The 21,313-nt window shown below is 73.6% G+C and carries 18 protein-coding genes, 4 tRNA genes and 1 pseudogene; 15 read left to right on the forward strand and 8 right to left on the reverse strand.

The window, feature by feature from the left end; genetic code table 11:
* Window positions 1-35: 35 nt before the first annotated feature.
* The gene (locus V9U70_RS13940; RefSeq protein ID WP_336675216.1) at window positions 36-707 is read right to left on the reverse strand and encodes a lysophospholipid acyltransferase family protein; all 672 of its coding nucleotides are present in this window, start codon (window positions 705-707) and stop codon (window positions 36-38) included.
* A gap of 261 nt (window positions 708-968) precedes the next feature.
* Here V9U70_RS13940 and V9U70_RS13945 point away from each other — a divergent pair, with 261 nt between their 5' ends.
* From V9U70_RS13945 to V9U70_RS13955, 3 genes are all read left to right on the forward strand, one after another.
* On the forward strand, window positions 969-2,123 hold the full coding sequence (locus tag V9U70_RS13945) for a glycerophosphodiester phosphodiesterase (protein WP_336675217.1): 1,155 nt from the start codon (window positions 969-971) through the stop codon (window positions 2,121-2,123).
* Window positions 2,124-2,289: 166 nt separating this feature from the next.
* Complete coding sequence (locus V9U70_RS13950) at window positions 2,290-2,841, forward strand: sigma-70 family RNA polymerase sigma factor (RefSeq protein WP_336675218.1); 552 nt, start codon at window positions 2,290-2,292, stop codon at window positions 2,839-2,841.
* Between the two features lie 37 nt (window positions 2,842-2,878).
* Window positions 2,879-3,382 (forward strand): GNAT family N-acetyltransferase, encoded by a 504-nt coding sequence (locus V9U70_RS13955; RefSeq protein ID WP_336675220.1) that lies wholly within the window; start codon window positions 2,879-2,881, stop codon window positions 3,380-3,382.
* 12 nt (window positions 3,383-3,394) lie between these two features.
* Here the strand turns inward: V9U70_RS13955 and V9U70_RS13960 are convergent, their stop codons facing one another.
* Together V9U70_RS13960 and V9U70_RS13965 are read right to left on the reverse strand one after the other, a co-directional pair.
* The gene (locus V9U70_RS13960; RefSeq protein ID WP_336675222.1) at window positions 3,395-3,829 is read right to left on the reverse strand and encodes a hypothetical protein; all 435 of its coding nucleotides are present in this window, start codon (window positions 3,827-3,829) and stop codon (window positions 3,395-3,397) included.
* Window position 3,830: 1 nt separating this feature from the next.
* Window positions 3,831-4,190 (reverse strand): hypothetical protein, encoded by a 360-nt coding sequence (locus tag V9U70_RS13965; protein WP_336675224.1) that lies wholly within the window; start codon window positions 4,188-4,190, stop codon window positions 3,831-3,833.
* Window positions 4,191-4,842: 652 nt separating this feature from the next.
* Between V9U70_RS13965 and V9U70_RS13970 the strand changes: the two genes are divergently transcribed.
* From V9U70_RS13970 to V9U70_RS14010, 9 genes and pseudogenes are all read left to right on the forward strand, one after another.
* Window positions 4,843-5,898: a methionine ABC transporter ATP-binding protein gene (locus V9U70_RS13970; RefSeq protein WP_336675225.1), complete on the forward strand. Its 1,056-nt coding sequence runs from the start codon at window positions 4,843-4,845 to the stop codon at window positions 5,896-5,898.
* Window positions 5,895-6,566 carry a methionine ABC transporter permease gene (locus V9U70_RS13975; protein WP_336675227.1) on the forward strand — a complete coding sequence of 224 codons (672 nt, stop codon included), beginning with the start codon at window positions 5,895-5,897 and terminating at the stop codon, window positions 6,564-6,566. The genes V9U70_RS13970 and V9U70_RS13975 overlap by 4 nt, the downstream gene beginning before the upstream one ends.
* Before the next feature lie 100 nt (window positions 6,567-6,666).
* Complete coding sequence (locus tag V9U70_RS13980) at window positions 6,667-7,530, forward strand: MetQ/NlpA family ABC transporter substrate-binding protein (protein WP_336675229.1); 864 nt, start codon at window positions 6,667-6,669, stop codon at window positions 7,528-7,530.
* Window positions 7,531-7,672: 142 nt separating this feature from the next.
* Entirely contained in the window at window positions 7,673-8,320 is a 648-nt protein-coding gene (locus tag V9U70_RS13985; protein WP_419723981.1) for a GNAT family N-acetyltransferase, read from the forward strand.
* A 110-nt stretch (window positions 8,321-8,430) separates the two neighbouring features.
* Window positions 8,431-9,660, forward strand: coding sequence for a precorrin-6y C5,15-methyltransferase (decarboxylating) subunit CbiE (gene cbiE / locus V9U70_RS13990; protein ID WP_336675233.1), 1,230 nt, complete (start codon window positions 8,431-8,433; stop codon window positions 9,658-9,660).
* A gap of 333 nt (window positions 9,661-9,993) precedes the next feature.
* Window positions 9,994-13,914, forward strand: coding sequence for a nicotinate-nucleotide--dimethylbenzimidazole phosphoribosyltransferase (gene cobT, locus V9U70_RS13995; protein WP_336675235.1), 3,921 nt, complete (start codon window positions 9,994-9,996; stop codon window positions 13,912-13,914).
* Window positions 13,915-14,258: 344 nt separating this feature from the next.
* Window positions 14,259-15,518: a uroporphyrinogen-III C-methyltransferase gene (gene cobA, locus V9U70_RS14000; RefSeq protein WP_336675237.1), complete on the forward strand. Its 1,260-nt coding sequence runs from the start codon at window positions 14,259-14,261 to the stop codon at window positions 15,516-15,518.
* Window positions 15,519-15,580: 62 nt separating this feature from the next.
* Window positions 15,581-16,468 (forward strand): TrmH family RNA methyltransferase, encoded by an 888-nt coding sequence (locus V9U70_RS14005; protein WP_336675239.1) that lies wholly within the window; start codon window positions 15,581-15,583, stop codon window positions 16,466-16,468.
* Between the two features lie 393 nt (window positions 16,469-16,861).
* Window positions 16,862-16,995, forward strand: a pseudogene (locus tag V9U70_RS14010) (TrmH family RNA methyltransferase); the annotation flags it as partial.
* On the opposite strand, the gene V9U70_RS14015 reads toward V9U70_RS14010, so the two are convergent.
* On the reverse strand, window positions 16,973-18,301 hold the full coding sequence (locus V9U70_RS14015; protein WP_336675240.1) for a serine/threonine-protein kinase: 1,329 nt from the start codon (window positions 18,299-18,301) through the stop codon (window positions 16,973-16,975). The pseudogene V9U70_RS14010 and the gene V9U70_RS14015 overlap by 23 nt on opposite strands.
* A gap of 618 nt (window positions 18,302-18,919) precedes the next feature.
* Between V9U70_RS14015 and V9U70_RS14020 the strand changes: the two genes are divergently transcribed.
* The 3 genes from V9U70_RS14020 (at window position 18,920) to V9U70_RS14030 (ending at window position 20,760) form a co-directional block, all read left to right on the forward strand.
* Window positions 18,920-19,126 (forward strand): hypothetical protein, encoded by a 207-nt coding sequence (locus tag V9U70_RS14020; RefSeq protein WP_336675242.1) that lies wholly within the window; start codon window positions 18,920-18,922, stop codon window positions 19,124-19,126.
* Window positions 19,127-19,432: 306 nt separating this feature from the next.
* Complete coding sequence (locus V9U70_RS14025; protein WP_336675244.1) at window positions 19,433-20,395, forward strand: phosphotransferase family protein; 963 nt, start codon at window positions 19,433-19,435, stop codon at window positions 20,393-20,395.
* A gap of 65 nt (window positions 20,396-20,460) precedes the next feature.
* The gene (locus V9U70_RS14030) at window positions 20,461-20,760 is read left to right on the forward strand and encodes a TFIIB-type zinc ribbon-containing protein (protein WP_336675246.1); all 300 of its coding nucleotides are present in this window, start codon (window positions 20,461-20,463) and stop codon (window positions 20,758-20,760) included.
* Window positions 20,761-20,878: 118 nt separating this feature from the next.
* Here the strand turns inward: V9U70_RS14030 and V9U70_RS14035 are convergent.
* The 4 genes from V9U70_RS14035 to V9U70_RS14050 all read right to left on the reverse strand — a co-directional run bounded on the left by V9U70_RS14035 (window position 20,879) and on the right by V9U70_RS14050 (window position 21,214).
* Window positions 20,879-20,953: transfer RNA gene (locus tag V9U70_RS14035), tRNA-Val, on the reverse strand.
* Between the two features lie 23 nt (window positions 20,954-20,976).
* Window positions 20,977-21,048 (reverse strand) — tRNA-Val (locus V9U70_RS14040).
* Window positions 21,049-21,067: 19 nt separating this feature from the next.
* Window positions 21,068-21,139, reverse strand: a tRNA-Val gene (locus V9U70_RS14045).
* Window position 21,140: 1 nt separating this feature from the next.
* Window positions 21,141-21,214, reverse strand: a tRNA-Cys gene (locus V9U70_RS14050).
* Window positions 21,215-21,313 lie beyond the last annotated feature (99 nt).

Consider the following 21,313-nt stretch of genomic DNA (forward strand, 5'->3'; position numbering starts at 1 on the left):
ACCGGGGACGCGGGCCCTTCCGCGGGAGCCGAGGGTCAGGCCGCCTTGGCCTTGGTCGCGTACATGTCCACGTACTCCTGGCCGGACAGCCGCATCACCTCGGTCATCACCGAGTCGGTCACCGCCCGCAGGACGTAGCGGTCGCGGTCCATGCCCTCGTAGCGCGAGAACTCCATCGGCTCGCCGAAGCGCACCGTGACCTTGCCCGGGCGGGGCAGCCCCGCGCCGCCCGGCTGAAGCTTGTCGGTCCCGATCATCGCGAACGGGACCACCGGCGCGCCCGTCATCAGCGTGAGCCGCGCGATGCCCGTACGGCCCCGGTAGAGCCGGCCGTCGGGGGAGCGGGTGCCCTCCGGGTAGATCGCGAAGACCTGCCCCTCCTCCAGCACCCGGCGCCCGGTCATCAGCGCCGCGACGCCGCCCCGGCCGCCGTCCCGGTCCACCGGGATCATGCCGCAGCCGGTGAAGAACCAGGCCATCAGCCGGCCCTTGAGCCCCTTGCCCGTGACGTACTCGTCCTTGCCGATGTAGAACACCGGCCGGTCGCAGCAGATCGGCATGATCATCGAGTCGATGAACGTGAGGTGGTTGCCCGCGAGGATCACCGGCCCGGTCCCTGGGATGTTCTGTGCGCCCTCCACCTGGGGGCGGAACAGCAGGCGCAGAAGCGGTCCGAGCACTGCCTTGATGACCGTGAGACGGGACAACGGTTCCTCCGGTGTCGTGGCCGGGCCGGCCGCGGTGGAAAGGGGAACGGGCGGTGGCCGGTGCCGACGGGTGATGGTCGGTGCAGGTGAGGACGATACTCGCGGGTATGGGCTGATCGCACATCGGGTTCACGAAGTGGTTACGCGGTGTTGACGCGTGTTTCCGCCACGTTGGCCCTCGATCCGCCCCCGCGTACGCCTGTCGGCCTACGATCAGGCCCGCCCGGCCGGCCCTGGACACCACGAAGCGAGGAGCACATCATGACGGAGCGTGCACGGACGTCCCCCGGCAGGCGGGCCCTTCTGGGCGCCGCGGTTCTCGGCACGGCCGCCTTGAGCGTGCCCGGCGCGGCACACGCAGCCGAGCGGGGCCGCGGACAGGGCGGCCGTGGACCACTGCGCGATCTGCCCGTGCCGACGGTCATCGGCCACCGCGGGGCCAGCGGCTACCGCCCCGAGCACACCCTCGGCTCCTACCAGCTGGCCCTGGACATGGGGGCGCACATCGTCGAGCAGGACCTCGTTCCGACCAAGGACGGTCACCTCGTCTGCCGGCACGAGAACGACATCAGCGCCACCACGGACGTCGCCGACCACCCCGAGTTCGCCGGCCGCAGGACCACCAGGACGATCGACGGCCGTTCGCAGACCGGCTGGTTCACCGAGGACTTCACCCTCGCCGAGCTCAAGACCCTGCGCGCCACGGAGCGCATCCCCGGCAACCGCCCCCACAACACCCTCTACGACGGCCGGTGGACCGTCCCCACCTTCGACGAGGTCCTGCGCTGGGCCGACAAGGAGGGCCGCGAGCGGGGCCGGCCCGTCTGGCTGTACGTGGAGACCAAGCACCCCACGTACTTCCGCTCGCTCGGCCTCGGCCTGGAGGAGCCGCTCGCCCGTCTGCTGCGCCGGCACGGCCGGCACCGCGCGCACTCCCCGCTGATCCTCCAGTCCTTCGAGCCCGGGTCCATCCGGCGGCTGGCGCGCCTGGTCGACACCCCGCGCGTCGTCCTGCTGTCGGGCCCGAGCACGCGCCCCTGGGACTTCGTCGAGTCGGGCGACCCGCGGACCGTCGCCGACCTGGTGACGCCCGCCGGGCTGAAGTGGATCGCCTCGTTCACCCAGGGCATCGGCCCCACCCTCGACCTGGTCATCCCCAGGGACGCCTCGGGCCGGCTCACCGCCCCGACCACCCTGGTCCGGGACGCGCACGCCCGGGGCCTGCTCCTGCACCCGTACACGATGCGCAACGAGAACGCCTTCCTGCCGGCGGACTTCCGGCGCGGCAGCGACCCCAACGCCTACGGCGATGTCTTCGGGGCCTGCGCCGCGTACTTCGCCACCGGCATCGACGGCCTCTTCTGCGACCACCCGGACACCGCCCTGCTCGCGGCGGCCGACGTGGCGGGACGCTGACCTCGCCTAGGAGACCACCACGGCGGTCGGCGCGGGGCGGCGGTCCGGTTCCGCTCCGGCGGCCGGGCCGCCCCGAGGCGTCAGCCGCCGGCCCCGCCATGCCCCGGTCGGGTGGCGCGGCCGTGTCCGTGGCAACCAGCCGCCGCCGCGGCACGTCCGCCGGGGCATGACGCTCATCGATCACGACCCGCGGCCGGCCCCGGCCGCCGACCTCCTCGTACGCGCACTGCACCCCCTGATCAGGGCGGAGGCGGGGGCCGAGGCCCCCGCGGCCGGACTCGACCCCGCCGACCTGGAACAGGCCGTCTGGGTGCGGCTGCTGGAGCGCCCCGGCGCCGGACCGCCTCCCGACGCCGCCCGCTGGGTGCGCGACACCGTCCGCGCCGAGGCCCGCCGCGGTCGACGCAGGGCCCACCGAGAACGCCCCTACGCCGCGGCCGAACCCGCGGCGGGCCCGGCCGGCTGCCCGGAACGCGCCGCGCTCGGGGCGGCCGAACGCCGGGCGCTGCGCGCGGCGGTGGCCCGGCTGCCCGGCCGCTGCCCCCGGCTGCTGGAGGCGATGCTCGCTCCCGGCGATCCCACCTACCGGGAAATCGCAGGGGAGTTGGGTATGTCACAGGGGAGTTTGGGGCCGATCCGTTCCCGTTGCCTTGGATGTCTGCGCAGAATGCTCGCGGCGGAGGTTGTCGCTCCCGAACTGAGGGGAAGGGAGCGGTAGGCAACCGGCGGAACAGGTGAGCGGGAGGCGTGCACACATGGGCATGAGCGTGACCATTTCGGCGGCGACGGCACAGGACGTCGAGCAGATCTTCAGACTCCAGTACCTCTGCTTCCAGCGCGAGGCGGAGCTGTACGACAACTACCGGATCGACCCGCTCGTCCAGAGCCTCGACTCGCTGCGTGCCGAAGTCGCCGACGACCTGGTGTTCGTGGCCCGGCTCGGCGACGAAGTCGTCGGCTCGGTACGCGGGTTCACCGACCCGGACGGCACGGGTCGGATCGGCAAGCTCTGCGTGCACCCCCGCCTCCAGGGGCACGGCCTCGGGGCGCGTCTCCTGCTCGCCGCCGAGTCGGCGCTCTCCGCCCAGCGGGCGGCGACCCGCTACCGGCTGCACACCGGCCACCGCAGCGAGAACAACCTGCGGCTCTACCGGCGGGCGGGGTACGCCCAGGTCGGAGACGTCACCGGGGCGGACGGCGTCCGGCTCATCCTGCTGGAGAAGGACGCCGCGGAGAAGGCCTACGTGGCCAGCGCCTGACCGGCCCGCGCGTCACACCGATTTCGCGCGGCGCAGCCAGATCATCCCGGTGACCGGAAGGATCACCGGGATGAACAGGTAGCCCATCCCGAAGTCCGACCACACCGTCGCGTCCGGGAAGGCGGCCGGCTCTGCCAGCGTCCACGCGCCGACGACCAGCACCCCGAGCAGCTCGGCGGCGCAGCACACCAGCGCCGCGCGGCGGGCCTTCTCGCCCCCGCGCACCAGCGAGTACGTGATGAAGCCGTACACCACGGCCGCGATGGCCGACAGGACGTACGCCAGCGGAGCCCGGTCGAAGTCGATGATCATCTGCACGATCGAGCGCGAGGCCGCCGCGACCGTGAACACCCCGTAGAACCAGACGAGGACCCGGCCGGGGCCGGCGCCCAGCTCGAAGGACGGCTTCGCCGCGGAGTCCGTCCCGGGGCGTTCGGTGTCGCTCACGTCAGTTTCCCCAGATGTCGTAAAGCCGGACTTCCAGCACCGCCAGCACGACCGCCCCCGCCGCCACGGTCACCGAACCCCAGCGGGTCCGCTCGGCCAGGGACAGGAATCCCGCCGCCGGCACGGCCGCGAACGAACCGATCAGATAGGCGATGAACACCGCCATTCCCTGCTCCGGCCGCTCCCCGCGTGCCAGCTGCACGACGCCCACCGCCAACTGGGCCAGCGCCAGGACGGACACGACGGCCATCCCGATGAAGTGCCAGTCCTTCGTCGGCTGGTCCCGGTAGGCGGCGTGTCCGCACCAGGCGGCGAGGGCGAGCGCGGTCACGGCGACCGCGACCGTCAGGGCGTCGAGCATGTAGTGAGGGTATTACGGACGGAACGCCCGCCCGCGTGCGGCCCCGGCCCGGCCCGGCTCCCGCCCCGCCCGGTGCGCTGCCGCGTACGCCCGCCGCCCGGCGTCGGGGGACCGGTGGCCGCTCCGGCCGCGGCGATGGTGGCCTTGCCCACAACCGGCGGATGCCATTCCGCTTCCCCGGCGCCCCGGCCGTCTCCCGTTCATCCGGCGGGAACCCCTGTCGGTGCAGGTCACGGGCGTGCGCAGGGGAGGTCGCGGGGGAGTGGAAGGCGGCGGGGCGAGCCATCCAGCACTGTCCGCTATGCGGACAAGCGGGATCGTGGAGGCGTCACGTCTGTTTTACTTGCCCCATGACCACGACGAGCAGCCGCACCCTTGCGACCGAGGCGATCAGCACGCCCGGTGCTCGTTGTATGTGTCGAATGCGCGCCTTCTGAGGGCCCCCGCCTGAGCCTCGCGCCCCGAAGCGAGACCGAGCCTGCGCCGTTTGCACCCAGTGGAACGAGCCTGCCCACGCATGCGCCGCACCCCGGCCGACCGCCGGGCCCAGCCATGCCGAGACCCCCGGCCGACCGGCCCGGCCCGTCTCTTCAGACGTACGCCCCGTGCCCGGCGGACACCGCGCCGCGCACTCGACAGCGACGGAAACCCTGTGATCACCACGACGGGCCTCACGAAGGTCTACCAGGCGCGCGACCGTGAGGTCACCGCGCTCGACGGCGTCGACCTGCACGTCCGCGAAGGCGAGGTGTACGGCGTCATCGGACAGAGCGGCGCCGGGAAGTCCTCCCTGATCCGCTGCGTCAACCTCCTGGAGCGTCCCACCTCCGGCACCGTGGAGGTGGCGGGCCAGGACCTCACCGCCCTCGCCGGTCGCGGCCGGCGGGCGAGCACCGGGCTGCGACGGGCGCGGACCCGCATCGGCATGGTCTTCCAGCACTTCAACCTGCTGGACTCCCGCACGGTGCTGGACAACGTGGAACTGCCCCTGGAGATCCTCGGGGCCCCGGGCCCGGAGCGCACCCGCAAGGCCCGCGAACTGCTCGACCTGGTGGGCCTCGCCGACAAGGCGAAGGCCTACCCCGGCCAGCTCTCCGGGGGCCAGAAGCAGCGCGTGGGCATCGCCCGCGCCCTGGCCGGCGACCCCAAGGTGCTGCTCTCCGACGAGGCGACCTCGGCACTCGACCCCGAGACCACCCGCTCCATCCTCCAGCTGCTGCGCGACCTCAACCAGCAGCTCGGCCTGACCGTCCTGCTCATCACCCACGAGATGGACGTCGTCAAGACCGTCTGCGACTCCGCCGCGCTCATGCGGCGCGGCCGGATCGTCGAGTCCGGGACCGTCGGCGAACTCCTCGCCACCCCCGGCTCCGAACTCGCCCAGGAGCTGTTCCCGGTCGGCGGCGCGGCCCGCGGCCCGGACAGCACGGTCGTCGACGTCACCTTCCACGGGGAATCGGCCTCCCAGCCGGTCATCTCCCAGCTCTCCCGCACCTACAACATCGACATATCGATCCTCGGCGCGGCGATGGACACCGTCGCCGGCAACCAGATCGGCCGGATGCGCATCGAGCTGCCCGGCCGCTTCGAGGAGAACGTCGTGCCGATCGGCTTCCTGCGAGAGCAGGGACTCCAGGCCGAGGTCGTCCAGCCCGAGGCCTTTGCGAAGACGTCTGCCGCTCCGCTCACCAAGGAGGTCGTCAAGTGACCTGGTCCGAAATGCAGCCGCTGCTGACCCAGGGCACCGTCGACACCCTCTACATGGTGCTCTGGTCGGCGCTCGTCACCGTCCTCGCCGGCCTGCCTCTCGGCGTCCTGCTGGTCCTCACCGACAAGGGCGGACTGCTCCGGAACACCGTGGTGAACAAGGTGGTCGGCGCGATCGTGAACATCGGCCGCTCGCTGCCGTTCATCATCCTGCTGATCGCCCTGATCCCGTTCACCACCTGGGTCGTCGGCACCTTCATCGGCCCCACCGCGATGATCGTGCCGCTCGCCGTCGGCGCGATCCCGTTCTTCGCCCGGCTCGTCGAGACGGCGATCAGGGAGGTTGACCACGGGCTGGTCGAAGCGGTCCAGTCGATGGGCGGCTCCGTCCCCACGATCGTCCGCAAGGTGCTCCTGCCCCAGGCCCTGCCCTCGCTGGTGTCCGGCGTCACCACCACCCTCATCGTGCTCATCGGCTACTCCGCGATGGCCGGTGCGGTCGGCGGCGAAGGACTCGGCTCCAAGGCCGTCACCTACGGATTCCAGCGCTTCGACAACCAGTTCATGCTGATCACCGTCGCGTTGCTGGTCGTCATCGTCACCGTGATCCAGCTGATCGGCGACCTCGCCGTCAGGCTGCTGGCCCGCCGGGGCCGTACCGCCGCCTGACGCCTCGTACTCCCCCTCCCCAGCGGACTCTTCGTCCGCGCCGAGAGCCCGGGCCCCTTGTCCGGGCGCCACACATCACCATCGGAAAGAGGCACTCATCGTGCGTAAGAACACCAGGATCACCGCCGCCGCCGCGACCGCCGCCCTCGCCGTCGGCCTCACCGCCTGCGGCACGGACTCCGACCCGGCGTCCTCCAGCAAGGCCGGAGCGGACGCCGACACCTCCCAGGCCCTGGTCGTGGCCGCGTCCCCGACGCCGCACGCCGACATCCTCGACTTCGTCGGGAAGAACCTGGCGGAGAAGGCGGGCCTCAAGCTGGAGGTCAAGGAGTTCACGGACTACGTCCTGCCGAACACCGCCACCCAGAACGGCCAGGTCGACGCCAACTTCTTCCAGCACAAGCCCTACCTGGACGACTTCAACGCGAAGCAGAAGACCACCATCGTCCCGGTCGTCGACGTGCACCTGGAGCCGCTCGGGCTCTACTCCAGGACGGCCAAGAGCCTGAAGGACATCAAGCCCGGCCAGAGCATCGCCGTCCCCAACGACACCACCAACGAAGGCCGCGCGCTCCAGTTGCTCGCCGAGCACGGCCTCATCACCCTCAAGGACGGCGTCGGCACCAGCGCCAAGCTCAGCGACATCACCGACAAGAAGGGCCTGGAGTTCAAGGAGCTGGAGGCCGCCACCGTGCCCCGCGCCCTGAACGACGTGGACGCGGCCGTCATCAACGGCAACTACGCCATCGAGGCCGAGCTCTCCCCGGCCCAGGACGCCCTCGCCCTGGAGAAGGCAGAGGGCAACCCGTACGCCAACTTCCTCGCCGTCAAGGAAGGCAACGAGAAGGACCCGCGCGTCGAGAAGCTCGCCGAACTCCTCAACTCCGACGAGGTCAAAAAGTTCATCGAGGACCACTACCAGGGATCGATCGTCCCGGCCTTCGGCGCCCCCGCCACGTCCTGACGTCCGCCCGCCATGCGACGGCGGAGCCCCGCACCCCCCGGCGGCGGGGGTGCGGGGCTCCGCCGTGCTGACCCGCCCATGCGCGACCCGCACCCGATGCTGCATGCTGTGCTTTTAACCGGTCTTCGGCATGGAGCTGCGCATGACTACCACCTTTCCGTCCATCTCCATCAGCACGGACAGGTTGGTGATGCGCCCCTTCGAAATGGCCGACATCCCCGCGTACATCGAGATGATGAACGACGAGATGGTCACCGCCTGGACGGACGGACCGCACCCCTACACCCAGGTCGACGCCGAACGCTGGGTCCGCAGGATCGCTCCCGCGGAACGCACCTCGGGCCACGGAATCGCCCTCGCGGTCACCGAGTTCCTCACCCAGCGGCTCGTCGGCAGCGTGCGCCTGCTCAACACCGACTGGCGCACCCTGGCCAGCGAGGTCCGCTACATCACCGCTCCTTGGGCCCGCGGCGAGGGGTACGCCACCGAAGGCGTCCTGGCCGTGGCCGAGTGGCTCTTCCGCGACCAGGGGTTCGAGCGCATAGAGTTGCGGACCCCCGCCGACAACACCGCCGCCCAGCAGGTCGCCCAGAAGCTCGGCTGCATCAGCGAGGGCGTCCTGCGCAACGCCCGCATCGCCCGCACCCGGACCGAGAACGGCACCGACGGCGGCTGGACCGACATCCGGACCGACCTGATCGTCTGGGGCCTTCTCCCCGAGGACCTCGACGGGGTCGCGGAACAGCTCGCCGACGCCGGCGGCTACGGCACGTACAACGACTGGAAGTAGCCCGCCCCGTCTCGCGAACGTCCCCCGGCCCGGCCGAGGTACGGACCAGGTACTCTCACCCTGCCTGCCATCACGGGCGCCCCCACTCAACCCCCAGGAGACAGACGACGATGGCCGACCGGGTCACGGTGATCGGCTGGGACGGCTCGCCACTGACCAGAACGGCCACGGCCGCGCTCTCGGCCGCCACGCTCGTCGCCGGCGCCGCCCACCACCTCGCCCTCCCCGAAGTGCCCCCCGACGCCGAACGCGTCCGCCTCGGCAGCGTCGACCTGGCCGCCCGCAGGATCGCCTCGCACCGCGGCAGCGCCGTGGTCCTCGCCGACGGCGACCCCGGCCTCTTCGGCGTCGTACGCACCCTGCGCGCCCGCGAACACGGCCTCGAAGTCGAAGTCGTCCCCGCGGTCTCCTCCGTCGCCGCCGCCTTCGCACGGGCCGGTATGCCCTGGGACGACGCGCAGATCGTCGTCGCCCACCCGCGGACCCTGCGCCGGGCGGTCAACGTCTGCCGGGCCCACCACAAGGTCGCCGTCCTCACCTCTCCGGGCGCGGGCCCCGCGGAACTGGCCCTCCTCCTCGACGGCGTCCACCGCACCTTCGTCATCTGCGAGGAACTGGGCACCGACCGCGAGCGCGTCACCGTCCTCACCTCCGACAAGGCCGCCGACCACGCCTGGCGTGACCCCAACGTCGTCATCGCCGTCGGCGGCGGCCCCGAGACCACCGCGGCCGACGCGTGGATCACCGGACGCCGTCCCGCCCAGCCCCGGGGCTGGGCCCTGCCCGCCGCCGCCTACGGGCAGGGCCCGGCGAACCGGCTGAGGGAGTCCGGCGAGGGCGAGTACCCCGGCCTGCGCGCCGCCCAGCTCGCCCGTCTCGGCCCCCGCACCGGCGACCTCGTCTGGGACATCGGCTCCGGCAGCGGCGCCCTGGCCGTGGAGGCGGCCCGTTTCGGCGCGGCCGTCCTGGCCGTCGACGCCGACCCGGCCGCCTGCGCCCGCACAGAGGCCGCGGCCCGCGCCTTCGGCGTACCCCTCCACGTGGTGCGGGGCAGCGCCCCGCACGTCCTGGAACGGCTGCCGGAACCGGACGTCGTACGGATCGGCGGCGGCGGCGCCCCCGTCGTCACCGCCGTCGCCGCCCGTCGCCCGGAGCGCATCGTCACCCACGCCTCGACGCGCGACGAGGCCGAGGCGCTCGGCGCGGCGCTCTCCGGCAGCGGATACACGGTCGAGTGCTCCCTGCTCCAGTCCGTCGACCTGGACACCACCGCCTGGACCGAACGCGAACGGACCGTCGTCTTCGTGCTGTCCGCACGCCGCTCTGACCTCGCCCCCTGACCGGTTCGGCCCGGCGCGGGAGGTAGGCTGGCCGATTGTTGTACCGCGCCCGGTCGTTCGTCGTTTCGTTCGTCAATGTCCGGAAAAGTGGACGGTTTTGGTCCGCCTTGTGGTACGGCGCAACCCGGGGGACGCGCAACGTGGCGCAGTCCACAGTGAGCCGTGGCGAAACTGCCTGCCGCGGCGGCGAACGGCCGCGAGAATGGAAAGCTCCGCGGGCGTCTCGTACCGCGCGGCGAGCCCGCTCGTTCTAGAGGACGAGCACCGGCGCGCCGTGGTTCGGCGTCCCGGGCGAAGGGCCGAAGGAGCACTGACGATGGGCGAGGGGTACGCATGACTGACACCGGCCAGGTCCCGGGCGAGGGACTGCCGGAGAACGCAGGCATGGCAGAGCAGCCGGGCGTCCCCGCCCCGGACGCGCCCGCCTACCTCGAACCCTCCGCGCACGCACCCGAGGACGACGACCTCCTGCTGATGCCGACCTCCCAGGGAGCCTGGGGCGAACCGCAGGCCGCTCCCGGCCCCGCGCCGGCCCCGGCGGCGCAGCAGCAGCCTTTGGCCCAGGCCCCCGCGCAGGGCCAGGCGGCCTCCGTGCCCGCCGAGGCCCACGGCGGGCACGAGTCCGGCGGCCGTGACGCCGTCGGTCCCTACGCCCCGCGTCACCAGGGCCCGGCGCCGGTCGGAACGCACGCCGCCTCCGCACGCCGCCCGTTGCACCGGGGGCCGGCCCCGACCGATACCCCGTCGTACGGCGGCACGCAGGGCGGCGTGGTCCGCTCGCTGGCCGACCGGGGGCCCGCCGGAGCCACCCGCACCGCGCCGGCACGCCATGCGGGCCCCCCGCAGCCCGGACCCGAGGGCGCCGATGTCCCGGTCCAGGACGCGTCGGGGCTGCCGGGCCCGCAGCTCGGCGAGATCCCGCCGCAGGGAGGCGTCCCGTGGGGCGCGGCGCAGCCGCCGGAACCGGCCGTCGCGGCAGACCCCGCCGTGGCCGTCGAGCCGGTCGCTGGAGCGGAACCCTCCCCTGCTGTTGAGCCGGTCGCCGACGTTGAGCCGGTGGCCCCCGGACCTGAGTCGGCCCCCGGCCCTGAGCCGGCCGCCGACGCTGAGCCGTCGCATGCGGAACCCACCCGCCCCCAGTCGGCGGCTCCCGTGGAGGGGGCGCCGGAGTCGGCGGCCCCCGCGGAAGCCGTGCCGGAGCAGTTTGTGCCCGCGCAGGCCGTGCCCGGGGGAGAGCAGCCGGTCGGTCCGGCTGCTCCGGTCCAGCCGGAAGCGGTAGCCCAGCCGGAAGTAGAGGCAAAAGCCCCGCCGGAAGCGGAGGCGGAGGCCCAGCCGGAGCCTCAGCCGGTCACCGCAGCCGCCTTCGACGAGCAGCCGGAGACCCCGGAACAGCCCGAGCCCCGGCCGTCCGTCTCCTCCGAACAGCCCGTTCAGCCCGCGCAGTCCCAGCAGTTTGCTGAGCAGCCCGCGCAGGCCGTACAGCCTCCGCAGGCGCTTCCCGCAGAAACGGTCGCTCCCGCGCCGGCCGCCGCCGAAGTGCCCCCGTCCGGGCCGGTCCCGGCCGGGCAGCCAGAGGCGGCGCAGCCCGTAGCCCCGGCCGAGCCGCCCGTCGCCACGGCCCCGGACGAGGAGCAGGAGGCTCCCGCGGCGGACGAGCCGACGGACACGACGGTGCCCTCGCCCGCGGCCCCGGAGGCTTCCGGCGAGGCCGCCCCGGATGCCGTGCGGCCTGCGGGCTCCTCGGAGACCGCGGCCCCGGTCCCCCCCGCGGAAGCCGACCCGGCCCAGGCCCTCGTCGCCCAGGCCGCCCAGGCCGAGGCGTCGGGCCCCGAGCCGCAGGACGCCACCCAGAACGAGGCCCTCGCGCCGGACGCGGCCTCCGCGGAGCCGCACCCCGCGGAGCCCGCCTCCGCCGTGCCGGTGGCCGAGCCGGCAGCGGCAGCCGCCGACGAGTCCGGGACCGTTGCCGTAGACGAGCGGACGCCGCACGTCGAGCCCGCCCTGGCCCAGGACCCGGTCGTCGCGGAGGCGGCCTCGGACCCAAAGGCCTCAGCGGCCCCCGGGCCCGTAGGTCCGCAGGCCGTCGAGTCCGGTGGTCAGCCGGAGCAGATGGCGACGGCCGAACCCCTCGTGGCCGAGCCGGCGGCCGTGCCGCCCGTGGTGGTGGAACCGGTGGAGGCCCCGGAGGCCGTGGTGGAGCCGGCGCCTCAGCAGATCCCCGACGCAGGAACCGGAACAGGAACCGAAGCAGGAAGGGAAGCAGGAGCCGACGCCGCGAGCTTCGCCCCGGACGAAGCCGCCCCCGCCCCGGTCGGCGTCCCCGCACCCGACGCCGAGGACGGTGCCGGACCCGAGATCATCGAGACCCCTGAACTGGCGGAGCCCGAGCAGCGGCAGACGGCTGACGACGTGGTGAGGCCCGTGGCGGCCGAGCAGGCGGAACCGGCCGCGCAGCAGGACGGCGAGCAGCCGGTCCGGGCAGAGCCGCCGCGACCGGCCGACGAGCGGACCGAGCCGCTCGTCCCGCCCGCACCCGGATACGACGACGCCGAACGCGAAGCCGTACTCCGCGTCATGCGCGAGCGCCGGGACATCCGCAACGGCTTCCGCAGCGACCCGATCCCGCACGAGGTCCTGCTCCGTGTGCTGGAGGCCGCGCACACCGCCCCGAGCGTCGGCCACTCGCAGCCGTGGGACTTCGTCGTCATCCGCTCCGCCGAGACCCGTCGCTCCATGCACGAACTGGCGCAGAGCCAGCGCGAGGCCTATGCCGAGTCGCTGCCCAAGGGCCGGGCCAAGCAGTTCAAGGAAATGAAGATCGAGGCGATCCTCGACACCCCGGTCAACATCGTCGTGACCGCCGACCCCACTCGCGGTGGCCGACACACGCTCGGCCGGCACACCCAGCCGCAGATGGCGCCGTACTCCTCCGCCCTCGCCGTCGAGAACCTGTGGCTCGCCGCCCGCGCCGAAGGGCTCGGCGTCGGCTGGGTCAGCTTCTTCGACGAGCGGGAGATGGTCCGCGCGCTCGGCCTGCCCGAGCACCTCGAAGTCGTGGCGTACCTGTGCGTCGGTTACGTCGACGAGTTCCCCGAGGAGCCAGAGCTGATGCAGGCCGGCTGGTCCAAGCGCCGCCCGCTGTCCTGGGTCGTCCACGAGGAGACTTACGGCCGGCGCGCGCTGCCGGGCGCGGAGCCGCACGACCTGCTCCAGGAGACCGTTTCCGCCATCCGTCCGCTGGACGCCAAGGCGCTCGGCGAAGCGTGGGAGCGCCAGAAGCGGATGACGAAGCCCGCCGGTGCGCTGGGCATGCTGGAGATCATCTCCGCGCAGCTCTCCGGACTGTCCCGGATGTGCCCGCCGCCGATCCCGGAGCCCGCGGCCGTCGCGATCTTCGCGGGGGACCACGGGGTGCACGCCCAGGGGGTCACCGCGTGGCCGCAGGAGGTCACCGCCCAGATGGTGGCGAACTTCCTCGGCGGCGGAGCCGTCTGCAACGCGTTCGCCACCCAGGTCGGAGCGGAGGTGTGCGTGGTCGACGTCGGCGTCGCCGCCGAACTCCCGCCCGCACCCGGCCTGCTGCCCCGCAAGGTGCGGGCCGGGACGGCGGACTTCACGACCGGTCCGGCGCTGAGCCGCGAGGAGGTCCTGGCCGCGATCGAGGTGGGCATCGAGACCGCCCGGGATCTGGTGGCCGCGGGCAACAAGGCCCTGCTCATCGGCGAGATGGGCATCGCGAACACCACCGCGTCCGCCGCGCTGATCTGCGTGTACACGGGGGCCGACGCCTCCGAGGTGACCGGTCGGGGGACCGGCATCAACGACGAGATGCACGCCCGTAAGGTCGACGTCGTCCGCCGGGCGCTCGACCTCCACCAGCCGGACCCTGCCGACCCCGTCGGCGTCCTCGCGGCGGTCGGCGGCCTGGAGCACGCGGCGATGGCCGGGTTCCTCCTGGGAGGGGCCTCCCTGCGGACGCCGGTGATCCTGGACGGTGTGAGCGCCGGGGCGGCCGCCCTGGTCGCCCGTGCCATCGCCCCCGAGGCGCTGGCCGCGTGCATCGCCGGCCACCGCAGCGCCGAGCCCGGCCACGTCGCCGCGCTGAACAAGCTGGGCCTGCGTCCGCTGGTCGACCTCGACCTCCGGCTGGGCGAGGGCACCGGCGCGCTGCTGGCGCTCCCGATCGTGCAGAGCGCGGCGCGCGCGATGCATGAGGTGGCGACGTTCGACTCGGCAGGCGTGACGGAGAAGTAGTCTCCCCGACGCCTCAGGGGCCGGGCCCGGGAGCAGCGCTCCCGCGGCCCCGCCCCGGCCGCCTGCCCCCGGAAGGATATCGCCCCGGCCCCGCTCGTCCGGGCTGGTGCGAGGCTCCGGCCCGGCGCCCAGGACGGTCGCGCCCGGCCAGGTGGGGGCCTGGACCCGGGCATCCGGCCGGGGGGGGGCACGCCCCCGCCCGGCCCCGGGCCGCCCCACACCCCGCCGCCCGCCCGAGGGCACCCCGTATCGTGGTCTCCGCCCCACCCCTCTCGCACGTCACAGCCGCTTCACCGCCGCAGCGGCCCGCTACGCAGCACCCCGCACGAGGAGCCCGCACCGCCATGGCCGAGCACGCCGATCACCCCGCGTACCCCGTCGGACTGCGCCTGCACGGCCGCCGCGTCGTCGTCGTCGGCGGCGGGCAGGTCGCGCAGCGCCGCCTCCCGTCGCTCATCGCCACCGGTGCGGTCATCACACTGGTGTCGCCCTCCGCGACGGCCTCCGTCGAGGCGATGGCGGACGCCGGGGAGATCCGCTGGGAGCGCCGCCGCTACCAGGACGGCGACCTCGCCGACACCTGGTACGCGCTGGTCGCCTCCAGCGACACCGCGGCCAACGACGCCGCCTCCGCCGAGGCCGAGCGCACCCGCACCTGGTGTGTACGGGCCGACGACGCCGAGGCCGCCACCGCCTGGACCCCGGCCACCGGGCGCAGCGAGAACGTGACGGTCGCCGTCCTCACCACCACCTCCCACGGCCGCGACCCCCGGCACTCCGCGGCCGTCCGCGACGCCATCGTCGAGGGCCTGCGCGACGGCACCCTCGCCGCCCCGCACCACCGCACCCGGACCCCGGGCGTCGCGCTGGTCGGCGGCGGCCCCGGCGACCCGGACCTGATCACGGTCCGCGGCCGCCGCCTCCTCGCCGAGGCCGACGTGGTCATCGCCGACCGCCTCGGCCCCCGCGACCTGCTCGACGAACTCCCGCCGCACGTCGAGGTGATCGACGCGGCCAAGATCCCGTACGGGCGGTTCATGGCGCAGGAGGCCATCAACCAGGCGCTGATCGAGCGCGCCAAGGCCGGCAAGTCCGTGGTCCGGCTCAAGGGCGGCGACCCGTTCGTCTTCGGACGGGGGATGGAGGAGGCCCAGGCGCTGGCCGCCGAGGGCATCCCCTGCACCGTCGTCCCCGGCATCTCCAGCACCATCTCCGTCCCCGGCGCGGCCGGCATCCCGGTCACCCACCGCGGTGTGGCCCACGAGTTCACCGTGGTCAGCGGCCACGTCGCCCCCGGCGACCCGCGCTCGCTGGTCGACTGGGCGGCCATAGCCCGACTCCGCGGCACCCTCGTGCTGCTGATGGCCGTCGACAAGATCGCGGCGATCGCCGACGCCCTCATCGCCCACGGCAAGGACCCCGCCACCCCGGTCGCCCTCGTCCAGGAGGGCACCACCGCCGCCCAGCGCAGGGTCGACGCGACCCTCGCGGACGTCGGAGAGCGGGCGGTCGCCGAGGACGTGCGCCCGCCCGCCGTGATCGTCGTCGGGGACGTCGTCGCGGTCGGCCCCGACTCCGCCCCGCCGGCCGACCAGGCCGGGTGAACCGCGGTCGCGCACCCCCACCCCAGGCGTTGGCACCACACACCGGACAAGGCAGTGACCCCGTGGCAGATCTCATCACCGTCGACGACCCCGACGACCCGCGCCTGAGCGACTACACCGGGCTGACCGACGTCGAGCTGCGACGGCGGCGCGAGCCCGCAGAGGGCCTCTTCATCGCCGAGGGCGAGAAGGTGATCCGGCGCGCGCTCCAGGCCGGGTACGAGATGCGGTCCATGCTGCTCTCCGCCAAGTGGGTGGACGTCATGAGCGACGTCATCGAGAAGACCCCGGCCCCGGTGTACGCCGTCGCGCCCGAGCTCGCCGAACGCGTCACCGGCTACCACGTCCACCGCGGAGCGCTCGCCTCCATGCAGCGCAGGCCGCTGCCCGCCGCCGGCCGACTGCTCACCGACGCCGGCCGGGGGACGGTCATGGAGCCGGTCGACGACCACACCGACATCGGTGCGATGTCGCCTTCTGGCCTGCAAAAGAGCGCAGGTCAACGCGTTGCCGTCTTCGAGGACATCGTCGACCACGCGAATCTGGGGGCTGCCTTCCGCAATGCGGCCGCTCTGGGCGTGGATGCCGTCTTCCTCACGCCACGCTGCGCCGACCCTCTCTACCGGCGGGCGGTGAAGGTGTCGATGGGCGCTGTCTTCCACGTTCCCTGGACCCGACTGACCTCCTGGCCGAAGGACATCGAGCTCTTCCGCCGGCACGGCTTCGTGACGGCTGCCCTGTGCCTCGACGAGAAGTCGATCACGGTGGACGAACTAGCCGCACGTCGGTACGAGAAGCTGGCGCTCCTGCTCGGCACCGAAGGCGACGGGCTGTCGATCGACGCCCTGCGCGCGGTCGATGAATGGGTCGGCATTCCGATGGCAGCAGGAGTGGACTCTCTCAACGTCGCCGCGGCCTCCGCCGTGGCCTTCTACGCGACGAGGCTCTGACCGACCTCGATCGTGCGTGACGGTCCGCCAGTCTTTCTGCCTTCCCCGGCATGTTCACGCGCGTCCCTGATGAAGCGGCGGTGGAGCTCTTGGTCTCCCTCCGGCGCGAACGGCGCGACCCGGGCGCACCGTGCTCCGGGCAGACCTCCCGTTGCCGACTGACTCGTCCAACGTCCCCTGTCGTTGGTGCTGCCGCGCGCGCTCCATGGGGCGTGAGCGCCGAGCAAGGGGGAGCGTAGGTGCAACGGAAGGCGCACCGGGAGAGTCCATGCGCCCCTTCATTTGGGCAGGCGGCAGGAGCGGTCAAGCGGTGCCCAGAACTCGAAGGTGAACCTGGTCAGGTCGAGTAGGGGCGCAGGGCCACGCTCCCTGATCCGACGCTGACCCGCACCGTCCACCAAGGCGCTGAAGGCCGCCGACACGTGGGTCCGCACCCCGATGGCGCACGGCGTCGACTCGCTGAACGTGGGCGCGGCGGCAGAGCCGTCGCCCTCTACGCGGTGGTTACCGGCCGTCCGGAGAGCTGAGAGGGGCTCCGGACGGCGCGGCCCCCGTCTGCTCCTGCGCGCCCCCGGCCGGCTGCCCGGTCGTCCCCAGTCCCCGTGCCGGTCCCTGACAGCCCTGCGCCGCCGCGATGCCCAGCGCCACCAGCAATGTCACCACCACGAACACCACCAGCCGCTGGCGCAGCAGCCGCGGGTTGGCCGGCCGCCGCCCCGCCGAGGTCTTCCGGGCTCCGGAGCGCGTCCCCGGCCTGCCGTTCGTCCCGGACGCGGGCGCGGGCCGCTTTCCCGAACGTGTCGTGTTGCGCGGCCCCGGCGCCCGCGACCCACCCGTGCGCGGAGCCCCGGAACGCGGCGGGGCGGGACGCCGGCCCCGCTGCGGGCGGGAGGCCGACGGGCCCTCCGCGCGGCGGGTGTGCTGCTCGGCGTACGGATCGGCCATCCGGCCGGTCGGCCGGTCCGTGTCGCGGGCGGAGCGCTGGGCGGGCGGCCGGCTCTCGTGCAGGCCCTGCGCCTCGCGCGCCGCGATCTCCTTGAGCCGCATGGACAGCTGCAACGTGCTGGGCCGGTCCTCCGGGGCCTTCGCCAGACAGGCGCGCACCAGAGGGGCCAGAGCGTCGTGCACATCGCCCAGCTGCGGCTCCTCGTGCACGACGCGGTACAGCATCACCTCGGAACTGCCGTGTCCGAAGGGGGAGTCGGCCATCGCCGCGTACGCCAGCGTCGCACCGAGCGAGAACACGTCCGTCGCGGGCGTCACCGCCGCGCCCCGGACCTGTTCTGGTGCCAGGAAGCCGGGCGAGCCCACCGCCGTACCGACATGGGTGAGAGTGCTGGCCCCGGTCGCCCAGGCGATGCCGAAGTCGATGATGCGGGGGCCCTTGGGGGAGAGGAGGATGTTCGACGGCTTCAGATCGCGGTGCACCACGCCCGCCTCGTGCACCGCCACCAGCCCCTCGGAGAGCGCCGCCCCGATCGAGGCCACCTCCGCGGCGGCCAGGGGGCCCTCCTCCGCGACCTTGTCGTGCAGGGACGGGCCGGGGACGTACTGCGTCGCGAACCACGGGCGGTCCGCCTCCAGATCGGCGGCGACGAGCCGGGCCGTACAGCCGCCGCGGATTCTCCGCGCCGCCGACACCTCGCGCGCGAAACGCGAACGGAACTCCTGGTCCTCCGCGAGGTCGGGCCGGATCACCTTGAGCGCCACCCGCTGGCCGCGCCGGTCGGAGCCCAGATAGACGACGCCCATGCCGCCCGCGCCGAGCCGCCGGTGCAGCCGGAACGAGCCGACGAGACGCGGGTCCTCGCGCCGGAGCCGCATCATCGCCATCGTCTGCCCATCCCCGCTGCCTGGTCCGCCTGACGGGCAACAGCTTACGTATCCCCCGCCCGGCGCGCTCAGAGGCCGCGCCCTCACCGGGCAGGGGATTGCCCCCGCCCGGGGGGAGAGACCGAAGGGCGGTCAGGACGCGGCGCCGGTCCGTCCCTTCGCCGACCGCCTTCTCCAAAGGGCCGCCGGGAGAGGGCGATTGCCCGGGTCGACGGTGGGCGTGCCACCGGGGCCGTCCCGGCGGCGGCCCCCGCCCCGGCATACCGGGCGGTGGTGTCCTGAGCGGGCGCCGGGACGGCGCCGCCCCTCCGGTTGACGTGAGTGAAGTCACCCGGCGGCCGACCCCGGCGGCAGGCGGAGTCGGCCTCGTGGCCCGTCCCCCGCACGCGCCCCGTGCGGGGCGCCCCTCAGGGATGACCCCGGGGCCCGCCGCCCCGTCTCCACCCAGGGGAGTACGCGGGGCGCCGGCGGCTCATCCTCCGGGAGGCCCGGCATTCGGTACGCGGGCATGACGCCCCGTGCTCGCCGCGTCCCTAATGTTGAGGTCAAGCGGCGGGCGCGGTACTCGTCCCCCGAGGTCACACGCCCGCCGCTCCCCATCAGGTCAGGAGAGGAACCATGTCGGACACGGCAACCCGGACGACGGTCCGTCTGCGAGGACGCAAGGCGTACGCCTCGTTCGGCGCACGCCCGTCCGGAGCCCGCCACCCCTTGGTGGCGACGGCGATGGTCCTTCCCCTGGCGGCCCTGCTCGCGGTCGTCTTCGGCGGCTGGGAGGCGGTGGTCACCCATGCGTCGTCCGTGGCGGTGATGCTGGGGCGCTGAGCGGCGCCCGGGGTCCGAGAGAGCGGTTCGGACCCGCACATCCGGCCAACAGCCCCGTGGGGACGGGGGTGCGGCGGACGGCAGCGTTTGTCCGGTCAGCTGGGGAGCTGACCGGGCATCGCGCTTTTCGCCACCCTGCGCCCCGGCGGGGGCGGGGCGGGCTGCACGCTCTCGCCCGCGCCGCAGGAGCGACCACCCGGAGCCCCGCACCCCACGGTCGGACCGGGTGCTTCCTCGCCCGGCCGTCGCGTTACGCTCGCCGCGGACCCGCCGCCACGACCGGGCCGACCGCCGCCGGGGGAGCCGTTGACCACCACCGATGCCTCAGCCGCCCACGACCTGGGGGCCCTCGCGCACCGCCTCTCCCACCCGGCCGACGCCCGCTGCGCGTGTGAACCGCCCCGCGTTCTGGCAAACCGGCCCGACGGCACCGTCGTCCGCAGCGGCACGACGGTCCTCAAGGCCCACGCCGCCGACAGCGACCGCACGGCCCTGGCCGCCCGGATCGCCCTGGCCGCGTCCCCGGAGCTGACCGGCATCCTCCTCCCGCCGCTGTCCGTGCCGCAGGCCCCGGAGAACACGGAACGCCCGGTCACGCTCTGGCCGCTCGGCGCGCCCGTCGACCCCACCGCCCCCGAAGCGGCCCCCTGGGCGGACGCCGCCGTGCTGCTCGCGCGGCTCCACCGGACGCCGCTCCCCCGACCGTTCCCGTCGATGCGCGGTCCGGCCAAGGCGGCGGCGGCCGTCGCCCGGATGCGCACCGCCCTCCCCGGCGACGCGGCGGCCCTCCCCGTGCTGGCGGCCTGGCGGGCCCTGCCCGCCTGGGCCCGTGGAGAGGCGCCGGCGCCTGCGGCGAGGGCCGGCTTCCTGTGCCATGGCGACCTCCACCTGGGCCAGCTCGTACGCCATCCCGCACCGGACGGCCCCTGGCTGCTCATCGACGTGGACGACATGGGAGCCGGCGACCCGGCATGGGACCTCGCCCGGCCCGCCGCCTGGTACGCGGCCGGGCTGCTGCCGCCAGAGGACTGGCTGGCCTTCCTGGAGGCCTACCGGTCCGCCGGCGGCCCCGCGGTGCGCGCGGACGGGGACCCCTGGCCCGCACTGGACGTACCGGCCCGCGCGCTGACCGTGCAGACGGCGGCCCTCGCCCTCGCCAAGTGCGCCGCGAGGGGGCGGGGTCCCGACGAACCGGAGCAGCTGATGATCGAATCCTGTGCCCGAATCGCTACGCTCCCGCCCCGGTCGGCCCAGGGCGGCGCGTCGTAGGCTGAACCGACCGTGGCCGGGCGGACTTTCCGGTGGCGGCACAACGAGGGCGAGGAGCCGAGCCGATGATGCAGTGCCCCAAGTGTCACGCGCCGATGCACACGTACAACCGCAACGGTGTCCAGATCGAGCAGTGCAGCGGCTGCCGGGGGATATTCCTCGACTACGGCGAGCTGGAGTCGCTGACCCGCCTGGAGGCGCAGTGGTCCCAGCAGGCTCCGCCCGCGCCACCTGCCCCGCAGGCCTACCCGGCCGCTCCCGCCGCTCATGCCCCGGCCTGGGGGGCGCCGCAGCACGGTGGGCAGGGCGGGCACTACGGCCACCGCCGCCAGAAGGGCTTCGGCCGGATGCTCTTCTCGTCCTGAGCCCCCGCCCGCGGGCCCGGCCGCCCCGCAGGGCACCCGGCCCGGGGGCGGCGAGGCCGTGCGACGCAGGCCGTACAACGAGAGAACCCCCGGTCGCCGAACGACCGGGGGTTCTTCATGGTGCGCGATACTGGGATTGAACCAGTGACCTCTTCCGTGTCAGGGAAGCGCTCTCCCGCTGAGCTAATCGCGCAGGGCGACCCTGCGTGTGCTGCGTGCGCGATACTGGGATTGAACCAGTGACCTCTTCCGTGTCAGGGAAGCGCTCTCCCGCTGAGCTAATCGCGCGGAGATCCTTGCGGACCGGTGGACGATACTGGGATTGAACCAGTGACCTCTTCCGTGTCAGGGAAGCGCTCTCCCGCTGAGCTAATCGTCCTTGGAGGTGGAGACGGGATTTGAACCCGTGTAGACGGCTTTGCAGGCCGTTGCCTCGCCTCTCGGCCACTCCACCAGGGGTGAGGGTTCGGGAAGACCCCCCACCTTCTGCGAGCGGACGACCAGGTTCGAACTGGCGACCTCAACCTTGGCAAGGTTGCGCTCTACCAACTGA

The organism is Streptomyces pratensis, assembly GCF_037137275.1.
GTDB lineage: Bacteria > Actinomycetota > Actinomycetes > Streptomycetales > Streptomycetaceae > Streptomyces > Streptomyces pratensis_B.